The sequence below is a fragment of the Agrobacterium sp. NPDC089420 genome, assembly GCF_044900305.1.
GTDB lineage: Bacteria > Pseudomonadota > Alphaproteobacteria > Rhizobiales > Rhizobiaceae > Agrobacterium.
On the sequence record NZ_JBJDMY010000002.1, the window covers coordinates 286,667 to 301,746 of the forward strand.

A 15,080-nucleotide genomic window follows, 5' to 3' on the forward strand; every position below is an offset into this window, starting at 1 on the left:
TCAGTCGTAAAACAAGTTTAGACGCTGTCGAAATGCCAGCTCATTTCTTTGAATAGTAATGAAGCGAGATATCAACCCTTTCCGAGTGTCAGGACCGCATGATGACCGAGAATAAGAAAAAGCCTAATCCCATCGACATTCATGTCGGAAGCCGAATTCGTCTTCGCAGAACCATGCTGGGTATGAGCCAGGAAAAGCTGGGCGAAAGCCTTGGAATTACCTTTCAGCAAATTCAGAAATACGAAAAGGGCACGAACCGCGTCGGCGCCAGTCGCCTGCAGAATATTTCCGCGATTCTCAACGTGCCGGTGTCCTTCTTTTTCGAAGATGCGCCCGGCGATCAGGCGGGTGGCGCGACCGGCATGGCGGAAGCTTCCAGCTCCAACTACGTGGTTGACTTCCTGTCCTCGGCCGAAGGCCTGCAGCTGAACCGCGCCTTCGTGAAAATCGCCGACCCAAAGGTTCGCCGCCGTCTCGTTGATCTCGTCAAGGCTCTGGCCGCCGAGGGCGATGCCGAGTAGAGTTGAGCCGTTTGGCGCAGAAAATTTCCGGCACGGGATGCCGGGAACTCAACGGTCCGCAAGGACCGTTTTTTTGTGCCCGATTAGAAAGGAATTCTCACATAAAGATATATTTATGTGGTTGTGTCCTTGTTTTTCGGCGGCGAAATGACTAACAAACTCGAAGACCGTTCTTTGAGGGGAATCCCGCATGCGTGCCAATTATCTGTTCACCAGCGAGTCCGTGGCCGAAGGTCATCCGGACAAGGTTTGTGATCGTATTTCCGATGAAATCGTGGATCTCATTTATCGTGAAGCGGCCAAGACGGGCGTGGACCCATGGACCGTGCGCATCGCATGCGAAACGCTTGCGACGACCAACCGCGTTGTTATCGCCGGTGAAGTTCGGGTTCCAGATACACTGCTGAAGAAGGACAAGGACGGCAAGGTCCTCAAGGATGCCGCCGGTCACCCGGTCATCAATCCTTCCAAGTTCAAGTCGGCCGCCCGCAAGGCGATCCGCGATATTGGCTACGAGCAGGACGGTTTCCACTGGAAGACCGCCAAGATCGACGTGCTTCTGCATCCGCAGTCGGCGGACATCGCGCAGGGCGTGGACAACGCCTCCGACAAGCAGGGTGACGAGGGTGCCGGCGACCAGGGCATCATGTTCGGTTACGCCTGCAAGGAAACGCCGGATCTGATGCCGGCCCCGATCTATTATTCGCACCGTATCCTGCAGCTGCTGGCAACGGCACGCAAGAGCGGCGAGGGCGAAGCGGCAAAGCTCGGCCCGGACGCCAAGAGCCAGGTGACGGTGCGTTATGTCGATGGCAAGGCTGCCGAGGCGGTGTCCATCGTCCTGTCCACGCAGCATCTCGATGCCAGCTGGGATTCGAAAAAGGTTCGCGCCGTTGTCGAGCCCTATATCCGCGAAGCGCTGGGCGACCTGAAGATCGCCGACGATTGCCAGTGGTATATCAACCCGACAGGCAAGTTTGTCATTGGCGGTCCCGATGGTGATGCCGGCCTGACGGGCCGCAAGATCATCGTCGACACCTATGGCGGTGCTGCTCCCCATGGCGGCGGCGCATTCTCCGGCAAGGACACGACCAAGGTCGACCGTTCCGCCGCCTATGCCGCCCGCTATCTCGCCAAGAACGTCGTGGCTGCCGGTTTTGCCGAGCGCTGCACCATCCAGATCGCCTATGCGATCGGTATTGCCCAGCCGCTGTCGATCTATGTCGATCTGCATGGCACGGGCAAGGTCAATGAAGATCAGGTCGAAGGCGCGATCCGCAAGGTCATGGACCTGTCGCCCTCGGGCATCCGCCGTCATCTTGATCTCAACAAGCCGATCTATGCGAAGACCTCGTCCTACGGCCATTTCGGTCGCAAGGCCGGCCGTGACGGCTCCTTCTCCTGGGAGAAGCTCGATCTGGTGAAGCCGCTCAAGGAAGCTTTGAGCGCTTAAGCCTTGTCATTCGACGGCGATTGAGAGATACCGTCTGCACTTTTTGTAACCCGCACAGTGCTTCATGGGGCGCCGTGCGGGTTAAGTCTATGTGTTGTTGAGAGTATGAGATGACGGAAGAGCGGCGCTCGCGCGCAACGGAAGCGTTTTTTGGCAGGCGCAAGGGAAAGCCCCTGCGCAATCAGCAGATCGATACCATCGAGAACCTGCTGCCTCTGCTGAAAATCGATCTGGAAAGCGCGCCGCCGCGCAATCTTGCCGCCCTTTTTCCTGCGGATGTGAAGTCGATCCGCCTGGAGATCGGTTTCGGCGGCGGCGAACATCTTGCCCATCGTGCTGTCGAAAACCCTGAAACGGGTTTTATCGGCGTCGAGCCCTTCGTCAATTCCATGGCCAAGCTGCTTGCCGCGGTGCGCGAAGGCGAGTTGATGAATATCCGCCTTTACGACGACGACGCCACGCAATTGCTCGATTGGCTGCCGGAAGGCTCGATCGATCACATCGACCTTCTCTATCCCGATCCCTGGCCGAAGAAGAAGCACTGGAAGCGTCGTTTCGTCTCCGACGTCAATCTCGCCCGCTTCCACCGGGTGCTGAAACCCGGCGGCAAGTTCTGCTTTGCGTCGGATATCGATACTTACGTCAACTGGACGCTGCAGCATTGCGCCCGTCATGGCGGCTTCGAGTGGACGGCAGCGAGCGCTGACGACTGGCGCACGCCCTTTGCCAACTGGCCGGGCACGCGCTACGAGAACAAGGCGAAAAGAGAAGGCCGCAGCTCGGCCTATCTCACCTTCATCCGCAGCTGATAGTCGCAGGCGGCGCAAATATCAGATATTCGCGTCCACTTCCGCGGCAAGCGGAATGGAGGGCTGGGCACCGGCACGGGTGCAGGCGAGCGAGCCGGCAACGGCGGCGCGCTTCAGCGCCTTTTCGAAATCCAGTCCCTGATCAAGGCCGGCGGCGAGATATCCGCAGAAGGTATCGCCTGCGCCAACCGTGTCGACCGGCTCGATCTTGAGACCGGAAGCCCTGTGGAACTTGCCGTTGCGAATGGCGATCACGCCATCCGCGCCAAGCGTGACAATCAATGTCTGGCCGGTTCTGTCATGCAGGGCCTTGAGTTCATTTTCCCGCTCGGACGCGGAAAGCCCGTTCCTGCCGATCAGCAGCTCGAACTCGGTTTCATTGGCGATGACGATATCGGCAAGGGCGGCGAGGCGTGGGCCGTCGGCGGTCAGCGGCGCCGTATTGATGACGGTGGTGATGCGTTTCGCCTTGGCGGTCGTCAGCGCCGCTTCGATGGCGGGCGCGGGTATCTCGAACTGCAGCATCAGAATATCGCCCGCCGCCATCGCCGCCACGGTCTTTTCAGCGTCGGATGCCGAGACTTCGCCATTGGCGGCGGGAATGACCGAGATCATGTTTTCCCCGCCTTCTCCGATCAGGATCACGGCCGTTCCCGTTGGGCCGGGCGCTGTCTTGACCAATGAAAGATCGGTGCCGGCATCGCGCAGCAACGTCAGTGCCGGCGCGGCAAAGGTGTCATCGCCGGCAGCCCCTGCCATCTTGACCGTGGCGCCTGCGCGCCGTGCGGCCAGCGCCTGGTTGGCGCCCTTGCCGCCCGCGGCCGTGGAGAAAGTCTCTCCCGTCACGGTTTCACCGGGCTTGGGCAGGCGTTTGGCGGTGGCGACGAGGTCCATGTTGATGGAGCCGAAAACAGTAATCATGGAGGACATGTCCGTATAGAATTCAAGCAAGGCGGCGACTTTGCCCGAGGCGATCACTCGTCGTCAACTACCCGCAACTTGGCCGTTCCTGCCCTGTTCTCCGCAAAGCGTCGCGTTTGCTCGATTTCCCCGGACGCGGCCTCTTTTTCCGTTGGCGAAAAATCAAGACCCTCGATCTTCTGGCCGCGCGCCAGCACCTTGTCGGAGGAAATCAGCATCATGTCGATGTCCTTCTGCGCCAGACCGAAATGGGCCTGCAGCTTGCGCGTCCGGTCATCCAGCCGCCGCACGTCGTCCATCAGCAGCGCCACTTCGCCCTGGATCAGGTGCGCCTGCTCGCGCATGCGCTGATCCTTCAGAACCGACTGGATGACCTGCACCGACAGCATCAGCAGCGAGGGTGACACGATGACGACCCGGGCGCGATGGGCGCGCTGCACCAGATATTCGAAATGCTGATGAATGTCGGCGAAGATCGATTCGGACGGCACGAAGATGAAGGCCGTATCCTGCGTCTCGCCGCGAATGAGGTATTTCTCGGCCACGTCGCGAATATGCACTTCCATGTCACGCCGAAACTGCTGGGTGGCGGCACGTTTCGCATCCGGCGATTCATCCGCTTTCAGCGCGTTCCAGGCTTCCAGCGGAAACTTGGCGTCGATGACCAGCGGCGGCGCATTGTTCGGCATCTTGATGGTGCAGTCCGGCCGATAGCCGTTGGAAAGTGTCGGCTGAAGCTGAAAGGAACCGGCCGGAAGCGCATCGGCGATCAGCGCCTCCATGCGCGCCTGCCCGAAAGCGCCGCGTGTCTGCTTGTTGGAAAGGATCGCCTGCAGCCCGACCACATCCTTGGCCAGATCCTGAATATTGCCCTGTGCCGCATCGATGACCGCAAGACGCTCCTGCAGGCGGCTCAGATTCTCATGCGTCGACCGGGTCTGTTCCGTCAGGGTTTCGCCAAGGCGCTGCGACATGCCGTCGAGGCGCTGGTTGAGGGTCTGGCTCATTTCGGTCTGGCGTGTGCCGAGCGTCTCCGCCATGGCCGCGATCCGGCCATGCAGTTCGGACTGTGTTTTCAGGAGGTCGGAGATTTCACCGTCGGCGCCCGTCTTTTTCGCCCGGCTCGTCGTGACCAGCCAGATCGTGGCGAGGCCGAAAACCAGGGCGGCGAGCAGCGCGCCGAAACTGATATCGACGGAACCGGCGCGCAGGGCGGGATCGAGAAGAACGGAGAAATCTATGTTCATGCTTAAATCTAGCAGGTTTCTTGTGATTCGGAAGATCAAAACAAGAACATTCCTGCGGCGGAAATGAGTCGGTGAGGGCGTATGCCGGCTGCAGTTTTGACCCCTCGTGTTTTTTATTTCCTCCGCGCAAGAGATACGTTATGGGAAGCCATGACTATCAAACCGCTTATCATTTTGCCCGATCCCGTGCTGCGCCAGCAATCGAAGCCCATCGAACAGGTGGATGCGGACGTGCTGCGCCTTGCCGATGACATGCTGGAAACGATGTATGATGCGCCGGGCATCGGCCTCGCCGCCATTCAGATCGGCGTGCCGCGCCGCATGCTGGTGATCGACGTTGCGCGTGAAGGTGAGGAAAAGAGCCCGATCGTCTTCATCAATCCTGAAATCCTCAAGGTTTCGGACGATATCTCGACCTATGAGGAAGGCTGCCTCTCCATTCCCGACTATTACGCCGAGGTGGAGCGTCCGGCCTCCCTGACGGTGCAATATATCGGTCGTGACGGCAAGCAGCAGACCGTCGAGGCGGACGGACTTCTCGCCACCTGCCTGCAGCACGAGATCGACCACCTCAACGGCGTTTTGTTCATCGATCATATTTCGCGGCTCAAACGCGACATGGTCATCAAGAAATTCACTAAAGCGGCCCGCGCAAAGGTCTGATCCGCTCCTTTCTGGAGAGACGGAACGGAAAAGGGCAGGGGGCGACGATGGCTCTTCGCATCATCTTCATGGGCACGCCGGATTTTTCCGTTCCCACGCTGCGCGCGTTGGTGGAAGCGGGTCACGAGATCGTGGCCGTTTATACCCAGCCACCGCGTCCCGGCGGACGTCGCGGTCTCGATCTGCAGAAATCCCCGGTGCATCAGGCGGCCGAGTTGTTGGGACTTCCCGTGCTGACGCCGGTAAACTTCAAGGCTGAGGACGATCGTCAGCAGTTCCGTGAATTTGGCGCCGATGTGGCGGTCGTCGTCGCCTACGGGCTGCTGCTGCCGGAAGCGATCCTCTCCGGCACGCGCCTCGGCTGTTATAACGGCCATGCCTCGCTGCTGCCGCGCTGGCGTGGTGCGGCGCCCATCCAGCGGGCGATCATGGCCGGTGATGCCGAGACCGGCATGATGGTGATGAAAATGGAAAAGGGGCTGGATACCGGTCCCGTCGCGCTTACCGCAACGGTCGCAATCGGCGAAAATATGACGGCGGGCGATTTGCACGACAGCCTGATGCTGGCTGGCGCGCGGCTGATGCGGCAGGCGATGGACAAGCTGGAGGCCGGCGACCTGCCTCTCGTCACGCAGGCGGAAGAAGGCGTTGTCTACGCCGCGAAGATCGACAAGGGCGAGACCCGCATCGATTTTTCCCGTCCCGCACAGGATGTGCACAATCATATTCGCGGCCTCTCTCCGTTTCCGGGTGCATGGCTGGAAATGGAAATCGGCGGCAAGGCAGAGCGGGTAAAGGTTCTCGCCTCCGAACTGGCGAGCGGCATGGGGGAAGCAGGTGCGGTACTCGACGACACGCTGACGATTGCTTGCGGCAGTGATGCCGTGCGGCTCACCCGGCTGCAGAAGGCGGGCGGCAAACCGATGTCGGTGGCCGATTTTGTGCGCGGCACGCCGGTTCCCGCCACAACGAGGCTCGGCTGATGCCACGTTTCCGCATGACCGTCGAATATGACGGCACGCCTTATTTCGGCTGGCAGAGGCAGGATAACGGCCCCTCGGTTCAGGGCGCGCTGGAGGCGGCGGTCCGCTCGCTGACCGGAGAGAGCGTGTCCATTCGCGGTGCGGGCCGCACCGATTCCGGCGTGCATGCCGTGGGGCAGGTCATCCATGTCGACCTGTCGCGCGACTGGGAACCCTACAAGCTTCGCAATGCCCTGAACGCGCATCTGGCCATGGCGAAAGAAGCCGTTGCCGTTCTGGATGCGGCAGCGGTGACGCCGGATTTCGACGCCCGTTTTTCCGCCATCCGCCGCCATTATCTCTACCGCATCATTTGCCGCAAAGCCCGGCTGGCGCTGGAACACAAGCGGGCGTGGTGGGTGTCGAAGGACATGGACCATGAGCGTATGCATGCCGCCGCACAGATGCTTGTCGGTCGGCATGATTTCACCACCTTTCGCTCGGTCCATTGCCAGGCGAACAGCCCGATCCGGACGCTCGACCGGCTGGATGTGACGCGCAACGGCGACCTCATCGAAATCCGTGCGACGGCGCAGAGCTTTCTGCACAACCAGATACGCTCCTTCGCCGGTACGCTGAAACTCGCGGGCGAAGGGACAATGACGCCGGCGGATGTACGCGCCGCGCTGGAAGCGCGGGACCGCAGGGCCTGCGGCCCCGTCGCACCGCCGGATGGTCTTTATTTCATGCAGGTCGATTATCCAGACGTAATCGAGCCTCGACGCCCGCGCCAGGAGATCAGCAATGACGGTGACGATCTATCATAATCCCGCCTGCGGAACCTCGCGTAACACGCTGGCGATGATCAGGGCCTCCGGCATTGAGCCAGAGGTGATAGACTATCTGAAAACACCGCCTGCGAGAGACACAATACGCGATCTTGCCGCGCGTATCGGGGTTCCGCTCAGGGCCTTGATGCGCGAGAAGGGAACGCCCTATGCGGCGTTGGGGCTGCAGGATGAAACCATGACGGATGATGCGTTGCTCGACGCCATGGAAGCACATCCGGTCCTGCTCAAACGCCCGATCGTGGTGACGCCCAAGGGTGTGCGACTTTGCCGGCCCTCGGAGGTGGTGCTGGAAATTCTGCCGAACCCGGATATCGGTGAATTCGTGAAGGAAGACGGCGAGATCGTCCGCTCCGGCCGCTGAAGCGCACGGCAAAGGTCAGCTGGGATAGACACCGAGAAAGCGCTGCAAGGCCTCTGACAGCAGCATGCCCGGCACCAGCAGCGTCATGACGATGGCCGAGACGAGCAGCGACTGGTCGCGGATGAAAAACCGCACGATCCGCGAAAAGGCGAAGACCAGCGACAGAAGCAACGCCAGCCATAGAATGGCGATCAGCCCCTGCAGCGGCGGCAGGAAGAAGGCGATCAGGATCAGAACCGCATAGGCATAGGAAAACGGCAGCGACAGCCAGTTCATGGTGGTGACGATCGGTGCGAATTTTTCCCTTGCACCGAAGGCATATAGCAGCATGCCGATCAGCAGCAGCGGCACGATCCAGCAGATGGCCTCGACCATTGCCAGGCGGAAAAAGAAGATCAGCCCGGTTCCGGTACCCGGCGGATAGCCGGCAAGGAAGGCCGCGCGCAGCCACAGCCAGGAAACCAGCATGGCGGGCAGGCACCACAGGGCGGAATAGAAGGACCGCGCCATGCCGCGCTCGGTCAGATCGAGATAACGCGCGCCGGTATGGTCGCCGAGCAGCAGCAGCCAAAGGCCCTTTAGATAGAGCCTTATTTCACTTGCCGTCGGCATGGGCGAACCAGCGTTCGATAAAGGTTTCGTAAATGCGCGTCAGCGTTTCGAGATCGGCAACCGCCACACGCTCATCGACCATATGCATCGTCTGTCCGACGAGACCGAATTCCACCACCGGGCAATAGTCCTTGATGAAGCGTGCATCCGAGGTGCCGCCGGTGGTCGAAAGTCTCGGCTCCCTGCCGGTAACCGCCTCAACCGCGCCGGAAAGCGAGGAGATGAGCGCATTGTTCCGCGTCAAAAAGACATGGGCCGGGCGGTCCGCCCAGACGATGTCGTATTTGACAGGGCTGCGGTCGGGACGAAGCTCGCCATCGGCCGCGGCTGCATCGAGACGGCGGATGATGTCCGCCCGCAGGCTTTCGGCGGTCCAGGTGTCGTTGAAACGGATGTTGAAGGCTGCCGTCGCCCGTGCGGGGATGACATTGGTCGCGGCATTGCCGGTATCGACGGTGGTCACCTCCAGATTGGAGGGCTGGAAATTATCCGTGCCGTGATCGAAGGGCGGATGCATCAGCGCGTGGGTCAGCTGCAGCAGCCCGCGAATGGGGTTGTCGGCAAGATGCGGATAGGCGGCATGGCCCTGGACGCCATGGACGGTGATGCGGCCGGAGAGCGATCCGCGCCGGCCGATCTTGATCATGTCGCCCAGCTGGTCGGGATTGGTCGGCTCCCCCACCACGCAGGCGTCCCATGTCTCGCCTCTGGCGGCGGCCCATTCCAGCAGCTTGGACGTGCCGTTGATCGAAGGACCTTCCTCGTCGCCGGTGATCAGGAAGGAAACGGAGCCCTGCGGTTTGCCGTGTTTTTCGATATGGCGGGCAACGGCCGCCACGAAACAGGCGATACCGCCCTTCATGTCCACCGCGCCGCGACCGAACATTTCGCCGCCGGCGATGTCGGCCGAAAAGGGCGGATGGCTCCATGCGGCCTCGTCACCCACGGGAACGACATCCGTATGGCCGGCAAACATCAGATGCGGACCCCCGGTGCCCAGCCGGGCATAGAGGTTTTCCACGTCAGGCGTTCCCGCCTCGCTTGCAACCATCCTTTCAACCGCAAAGCCGAGCGGCGAAAGCAGGGTGTCGAGCAGGGAAAGCGCGCCGCCTTCCGCAGGCGTTACCGACGGGCAACGGATGAGGGCGGCGAGATTGGCAACGGGATCGGTCGTGGTCATGGCAGTCGCTTTTATCAGTCGCGCAGAAGCTCGTTGATACCGGTCTTGGAGCGGGTCTTTTCATCGACGCGCTTGACGATCACGGCGCAATAGAGGCTCGGACCCGGCTCGCCGTTCGGGAAAGGCTTGCCCGGCATGGTGCCGGCAACGACGACGGAATAGGGCGGCACTTCGCCATAGGTGATCTCGCCGGTGGCGCGATCGACGATCTTGGTGGACTTGCCGATGAAGACGCCCATGCCGAGAACGGCGCCTTCGCGCACGATGCAGCCTTCCACGACTTCCGAACGGGCGCCGATGAAGCAATTATCCTCGATGATCGTCGGGCCGGCCTGCAGCGGCTCCAGAACACCGCCGATGCCGACGCCGCCCGAAAGATGGACGTTCTTGCCGATCTGCGCGCAGGAGCCGACGGTTGCCCAGGTATCGACCATCGTGCCTTCATCGACATAGGCGCCGAGATTGACGAAGGAGGGCATCAGCACGACGTTCTTGGCGACATAGGCCGAGCGGCGCACGACGGCATTCGGCACGGCGCGGAAGCCGGCGGCGCGGAACTGGTTTTCACCCCAGTTTTCGAACTTCGACGGCACCTTGTCCCACCAGGTGGCTTCGCCCGGTCCGCCGGTGACGATCTCCATGTCGTTCAGGCGGAAGGACAGAAGCACGGCCTTTTTCAGCCACTGGTTTACCGTCCAGCTTCCGTCGGCCTGCTTTTCGGCCACGCGGGCCTCGCCGCTATCGAGAAGTTGAAGAGATGTGTCCACAGCGTCGCGAACCTCGCCCTTCGTCGATACATTCACGCCATCGCGGTTGTCAAAGGCGGTTTCGATGATGGTTTCGAGGGAAGTGAGATCCGTAAGGCTCATGGAAAATTCCTTAAAGTCGCGTGTGGTCATGGTCACGGAGGTTCCGCGCCGCTGGAAGGCTTTGGCCATTTGATCTAAGGGAGTGTTGGAAAGGCGTCAATGTGATTTGGGTGATTTGGCGCGTCAGACGAAAGGCATGGAAATGACACGACTGAAAAACGGCAAATTGCGGCGCAAGGACGGGGTGTGGGACCCGTTGAAGCGCAGCTCTGCGGACAAGCAGCAGGCCGAGGTCGTTCTGAAAACACCGCAGTCGGATTCCCCCTCCTATCGGCTGGCCTATGTGGATACGGATTTCCTCTGCCGTGAGGAGCTGCGTCCCGTCAGGCTGCAGCTGGAACTCCTGAAAACGGAAATGGCGCTCACCGAGCGCGGCATCAAGTCGACCGTCGTCATGTTCGGTGGCGCCCGCATTCCCGAACCCGGCGGCGAGGCCTGGGCCGCGCGCAACGAGACCCAGAAGCGCAATCTGGAGCAATCGTCGGTCTATTACGAAGAGGCGCGTAAATTTGCCCGCCTGTGCACCGATTATGCCGCAAAATCCGACCATCTCGAATATGTGGTGGTCACCGGCGGTGGTCCCGGTGTCATGGAAGCGGGCAACCGCGGTGCTGCCGATGTCGGAGGCCCGTCGATCGGCCTCAACATCGTTCTGCCGCATGAGCAGGCGCCGAACGCCTATGTCACGCCGGAGCTGAGCTTCAACTTCCACTATTTCGCCATCCGCAAGATGCATTTCCTGATGCGGGCGAAGGCCGTGGTGATCTTCCCCGGCGGCTTTGGTACGCTTGATGAGCTTTTCGAGACACTCACGCTGATCCAGACCAAGCGCATGGCGCCGATTCCGCTCATCCTGTTCGGCGAGAAATTCTGGCGCTCGGTGGTCAATTTCGAGTTCCTGGCGGATTTCGGCACGATCGCTCCGGAAGATATGGATCTGCTGCATTTCGCTGAAACGGCTGATGATGCTTGGGAAATCATTTCGGCTTATTACGAACACTGATGTCTGCTTGGTGCGACGAAGTAATTTTAGGGCTTAATTAGCAAACCTACTCTAATTTTGCCTCGTCGCGCTGCAGCGCACTGTCCACACGGACGGGCCTCCATGACGGAGATTTATCATCCGTTGACGTCAGCCTCTTCTGGCCGGCGATTTGATCGAGGCCAATATGTTCAATCTCAAAGTGAAGTCGCTTGCGACCAAGCTTATCCTCGTTACCGGCTGCGCCATCACCACGGTCCTTGTCGCATCCAATTCCTTCCTCATTTCCCAGACCAGCGAGCGCGTTCACGCGCTGACAATGGATCAGGCCAATACCGAGGCGCGCGCCATCGCCAACGTTATCGCCGCCGATGTGGGAGAACTCGGCAGCGCCGCGCGCTCCATGGCTGGCGTCATCGGCCGTGCGCATCAGGCCAAATCGATGGACCGCCCCGGCATCGTCAACATCCTCAAAGCCAATGTCGAACAGAATGCTTTCGCTTTCGGAAGCTGGTTCTGCGAACAGCTGGGCCTTTTCGACGGCCAGACGACAGAGATTGCCAACAGGATAGATCTCGGTACCAATGCGACCGGCGCATTCGCCCCATATTGGTCGAAGACGCAGAAGGGTGACATCCAGTTCTCGACTTTCGACAATGACTATGCCGCCGAGTGGTACGCGCTTGCCGCCAAGACGGGCAAGGGCGCCATCACCCAGCCCTATCTCGCGCAGGGCACGGAAGTGCCCACCACCATGACCTCGCTTGCCTATCCGGTCATGTCGGACGGCAAGATGATCGGTGTGGCGGGGGTCGATATTTCGCTGGCCTCGCTGTCGCAGAAGCTCCAAGCGCTGCATCCTTTCGAGACCGGCCGCGTCACGCTCGTTTCACAGGGCGGCCAGTGGCTGGTGCCGCCAACGCCCGAACAGAACATGAAGGCCTATGACGGAGATGGCGCAGGCGCCGTCCAGGCTGCAATCACGTCAGGCAAGCAGGGGCTGATCGAAAATCTCGGCCTCGATACCGACGCGCCTTATAACCGCCTCGTCTACCCCTTCGCGGTTCCCGGTCTCAACGCCACCTGGGTCGTGCTGGTGGATATTCCGCATCAGGCGCTGAACGCGCCGGTGGAAGAGCAGACCTATATGATGATCATCGGTGCGATTGTCATTCTCGCCGCCGTCATCACCGCGCTTTATTTCGCCGTGCGCCACTTCGTCGGCAATCCGCTCGCCTCGCTGGTGGCGGATGTCCGAACGCTGAGTGATGGACGTTACGACGTGCCGGTATCCGGGCAGGACCGCCGGGACGAAACGGGTGCTGTCGCAAAGGCGCTGGAAGGCTTCCGCGCCAAGCTTGCCGGCATTCGTGAAATGGAGGTGGAAGCCGCCGCCCAGCGCGACAATGCGGAAACGGCGCGTCAACGGTCGGAATCCGAGCGCAACGAAAACAGCCGCATGCAGCAGCACATCGTCAGTGTGCTTGGCTCGGGGCTCAACGCGCTTTCGCGTGGCAATCTGACCTACCGGATCGAGGATGAGTTCCCCGGCGAATATGCCAAGCTGCGCGATGATTTCAACTCGGCGCTCGAAAGCCTCGAGGAAACGGTTTCCACCGTCAATGCCACGGTCGTCAGCATCGGCAACGGCACGAGTGAGATCACCCATGCCGCCAGCGATCTTTCGCATCGCACGGAACAGCAGGCTGCAAGCCTGGAAGAAACCGCCGCCGCTCTCAACCAGCTGACCGCGCAGGTCAATTCCAGCGCGGAAAACGCCGCGCAGGCCGCCGGTGCCGTCAGCCATGCCTGCGATGATGCCGGCAAGTCGGGCGAGGTGGTGCAGCAGGCCGTCAACTCCATGCAGGGCATTGCGCAATCCTCGGCGGAAATTTCCCGCATCATCGGCGTGATCGACGAGATCGCCTTCCAGACCAATCTTCTGGCGCTGAATGCCGGTGTTGAAGCGGCTCGCGCGGGTGATGCCGGCAAGGGCTTTGCTGTCGTTGCGCAGGAAGTCCGCGAACTGGCGCAACGCTCCGCCACCGCCGCCAAAGAGATCAAGGGATTGATCAATACCTCGGCAATGCAGGTGGGCCAGGGCGTCCAGCTGGTTGGCAAGGCCGGGGAGACGATGAAGAACATCGCCGACCAGGTCTTGCAGATCAACCAGCTGATACGGCAGATTTCCGCTTCCGCCAGCGAGCAGGCGGTGGGTCTCAAGGAGATCAATTCCGCCGTTACCCAGATGGACCAGGTCACTCAGCAGAATGCGGCGATGGTGGAGGAAACCACGGCGGCCAGCGTGACGCTGAACGGCGAGGCCGAAACGCTGAAATCGCTCGTGGCCGGTTTTGCCGTGTCCGGCTGTCAGCCCAGCCAGCAATTGCGCTCCGCGGCGGCGGCGATGCGTGCGCCGGCTGTGACGGCCGCTGCATCGGGCCGCCCGGCGGCGCTGCGCAACCGCGCAAGAACGAGCGGCGCAAACGCGCTGGCGCAAAGTGACTGGACGGAGTTCTGACGCGCCTTCCCGTTTGAAATGAAAAGGCCGCCGGCGTTGCCGGCGGCCTTTTTCCATGTCTGCCGTCCGTCATAGACGGGCGAAACGTTCCGTCAGCAATTCGAAGAAGCCGTCCGCATCCACACTGCGCATTACGCGGGCATTGGCGGAACGCTCGGTCACGCGCCACCAGTCCACCACCGTCATGCCCATGGTCAGCTCGGAATGGACCTCGATTTCGACGTTGCACTCACGGCCCTGAAACAGTTCGGGCTTGATGAGATAGGCAATGACGGAGGGGTCGTGCAGCGGGCCGCCGTCGGAACCGTATTTTTCGATGTCGAAACGTTCGAAGAATTCCAGCATTTCCGCCATGGCGATGGCCGGGCGGGTGCCGATGTCGCGAATGCGGCCGACACGCGCCTTGGTGGTCAGCAGCTTGTGAGTGACGTCGAGCGGCATCATCACGACCGGAATGCCGGAACGGAAAACGATATCGGCGGCTTGCGGATCGACATAGATGTTGAATTCCGCCGCCGGCGTGATGTTGCCGCCCTCGAAGAAGCCGCCGCCCATCATCACCAGTTCCTTGACGCGGTCGGCGATTTCCGGCGCCTTCAGCAGCGCCAGCGCCACATTGGTCAGCGCGCCGAGCGTGCAGAGCGTCACCGTGCCGGCGGGCTCCCGCATCAGCGTTTCGATGATGAAATCGACCGCATGCTGCTTTTGCGCCTCCATGGTCGGCTCATCGAGAACCGGGCCGTCGAGGCCGGTGCTGCCGTGTACGTGTTCGGCGGTGATGGGCTTGCGCACCAGAGGTTTCTCGGCGCCCTCATAGACGGGAATATCGGTGCGGCCGCACAATTCGCAGATGATGCGGATGTTGCGGCTGGTCAGTTTCAGCGGGACGTTGCCGGCGACGGCGCACAATCCGAGAATGTCGATTTCCTCCGGACTGGCGAAAGCGAGCATGATTGCCGCTGCGTCGTCCTGGCCCGGATCGGTGTCGATGATGATTTTTCTGGGTTCTGCCATGTCTTGTCCGCCGTTGAGATGAGCGCTTTTTTCGAGCGGCGGACGCTCACTTGTCAAGTCTCATTCCTCGGCGCGTTCCGTCTTGCGCATCGCCGCTCGGCTTCCCATATTGCT

The 15,080-nt window shown here is 60.9% G+C and carries 15 protein-coding genes; 9 read left to right on the top strand and 6 right to left on the bottom strand.

Annotated features, from left to right (window positions below; genetic code table 11):
* Window positions 1-101 precede the first annotated feature (101 nt).
* The 3 genes from ACI2KA_RS03990 (at window position 102) to trmB (ending at window position 2,783) form a co-directional block, all read left to right on the top strand.
* Window positions 102-521 (top strand): helix-turn-helix domain-containing protein, encoded by a 420-nt coding sequence (locus ACI2KA_RS03990; protein WP_404499427.1) that lies wholly within the window; start codon window positions 102-104, stop codon window positions 519-521.
* A 190-nt stretch (window positions 522-711) separates the two neighbouring features.
* Entirely contained in the window at window positions 712-1,974 is a 1,263-nt protein-coding gene (gene metK / locus ACI2KA_RS03995; RefSeq protein ID WP_404499429.1) for a methionine adenosyltransferase, read from the top strand.
* Between the two features lie 110 nt (window positions 1,975-2,084).
* A complete protein-coding gene (gene trmB / locus ACI2KA_RS04000; RefSeq protein ID WP_404499431.1) occupies window positions 2,085-2,783 on the top strand; it encodes a tRNA (guanosine(46)-N7)-methyltransferase TrmB in 699 nt (232 codons plus the stop codon).
* A 21-nt stretch (window positions 2,784-2,804) separates the two neighbouring features.
* Here the strand turns inward: trmB and ACI2KA_RS04005 are convergent, their stop codons facing one another.
* Window positions 2,805-3,704 (bottom strand): ribokinase, encoded by a 900-nt coding sequence (locus tag ACI2KA_RS04005; RefSeq protein ID WP_404499433.1) that lies wholly within the window; start codon window positions 3,702-3,704, stop codon window positions 2,805-2,807.
* A 53-nt stretch (window positions 3,705-3,757) separates the two neighbouring features.
* Window positions 3,758-4,951, bottom strand: coding sequence for a DNA recombination protein RmuC (locus ACI2KA_RS04010; protein ID WP_404499435.1), 1,194 nt, complete (start codon window positions 4,949-4,951; stop codon window positions 3,758-3,760).
* A 150-nt stretch (window positions 4,952-5,101) separates the two neighbouring features.
* Here ACI2KA_RS04010 and def point away from each other — a divergent pair, with 150 nt between their 5' ends.
* Genes def through arsC form a run of 4 tightly spaced genes read left to right on the top strand, consistent with a single transcriptional unit; the run spans window position 5,102 to window position 7,788 of the window.
* On the top strand, window positions 5,102-5,614 hold the full coding sequence (gene def, locus ACI2KA_RS04015) for a peptide deformylase (RefSeq protein ID WP_404499437.1): 513 nt from the start codon (window positions 5,102-5,104) through the stop codon (window positions 5,612-5,614).
* Between the two features lie 47 nt (window positions 5,615-5,661).
* Complete coding sequence (fmt, locus tag ACI2KA_RS04020; RefSeq protein ID WP_404499439.1) at window positions 5,662-6,597, top strand: methionyl-tRNA formyltransferase; 936 nt, start codon at window positions 5,662-5,664, stop codon at window positions 6,595-6,597.
* Window positions 6,597-7,403: a tRNA pseudouridine(38-40) synthase TruA gene (gene truA / locus ACI2KA_RS04025; RefSeq protein WP_404499441.1), complete on the top strand. Its 807-nt coding sequence runs from the start codon at window positions 6,597-6,599 to the stop codon at window positions 7,401-7,403. Before fmt ends, truA begins: the two co-directional genes overlap by 1 nt.
* A complete protein-coding gene (gene arsC / locus ACI2KA_RS04030) occupies window positions 7,381-7,788 on the top strand; it encodes an arsenate reductase (glutaredoxin) (protein WP_404499444.1) in 408 nt (135 codons plus the stop codon). The genes truA and arsC overlap by 23 nt, the downstream gene beginning before the upstream one ends.
* 15 nt (window positions 7,789-7,803) lie before the next feature.
* Here the strand turns inward: arsC and ACI2KA_RS04035 are convergent, their stop codons facing one another.
* The 3 genes from ACI2KA_RS04035 to dapD are packed head-to-tail and all read right to left on the bottom strand — an operon-like array spanning window position 7,804 to window position 10,449.
* Window positions 7,804-8,400 (bottom strand): hypothetical protein, encoded by a 597-nt coding sequence (locus ACI2KA_RS04035; RefSeq protein ID WP_404499446.1) that lies wholly within the window; start codon window positions 8,398-8,400, stop codon window positions 7,804-7,806.
* Complete coding sequence (dapE, locus tag ACI2KA_RS04040) at window positions 8,384-9,580, bottom strand: succinyl-diaminopimelate desuccinylase (protein ID WP_404499448.1); 1,197 nt, start codon at window positions 9,578-9,580, stop codon at window positions 8,384-8,386. Before dapE ends, ACI2KA_RS04035 begins: the two co-directional genes overlap by 17 nt.
* Before the next feature lie 14 nt (window positions 9,581-9,594).
* Window positions 9,595-10,449, bottom strand: coding sequence for a 2,3,4,5-tetrahydropyridine-2,6-dicarboxylate N-succinyltransferase (gene dapD, locus ACI2KA_RS04045; RefSeq protein ID WP_404499450.1), 855 nt, complete (start codon window positions 10,447-10,449; stop codon window positions 9,595-9,597).
* A 136-nt stretch (window positions 10,450-10,585) separates the two neighbouring features.
* On the opposite strand from dapD, the gene ACI2KA_RS04050 reads away from it, so the two are divergent.
* Window positions 10,586-11,452 carry an LOG family protein gene (locus ACI2KA_RS04050; protein ID WP_404499452.1) on the top strand — a complete coding sequence of 289 codons (867 nt, stop codon included), beginning with the start codon at window positions 10,586-10,588 and terminating at the stop codon, window positions 11,450-11,452.
* Between the two features lie 166 nt (window positions 11,453-11,618).
* Window positions 11,619-13,952, top strand: a complete 2,334-nt coding sequence (locus tag ACI2KA_RS04055; protein WP_404499454.1) for a methyl-accepting chemotaxis protein — start codon at window positions 11,619-11,621, stop codon at window positions 13,950-13,952.
* A 69-nt stretch (window positions 13,953-14,021) separates the two neighbouring features.
* On the opposite strand, the gene ACI2KA_RS04060 is transcribed toward ACI2KA_RS04055, so the two are convergent.
* Window positions 14,022-14,966 carry a nucleoside hydrolase gene (locus ACI2KA_RS04060; protein WP_404499456.1) on the bottom strand — a complete coding sequence of 315 codons (945 nt, stop codon included), beginning with the start codon at window positions 14,964-14,966 and terminating at the stop codon, window positions 14,022-14,024.
* Window positions 14,967-15,080 lie beyond the last annotated feature (114 nt).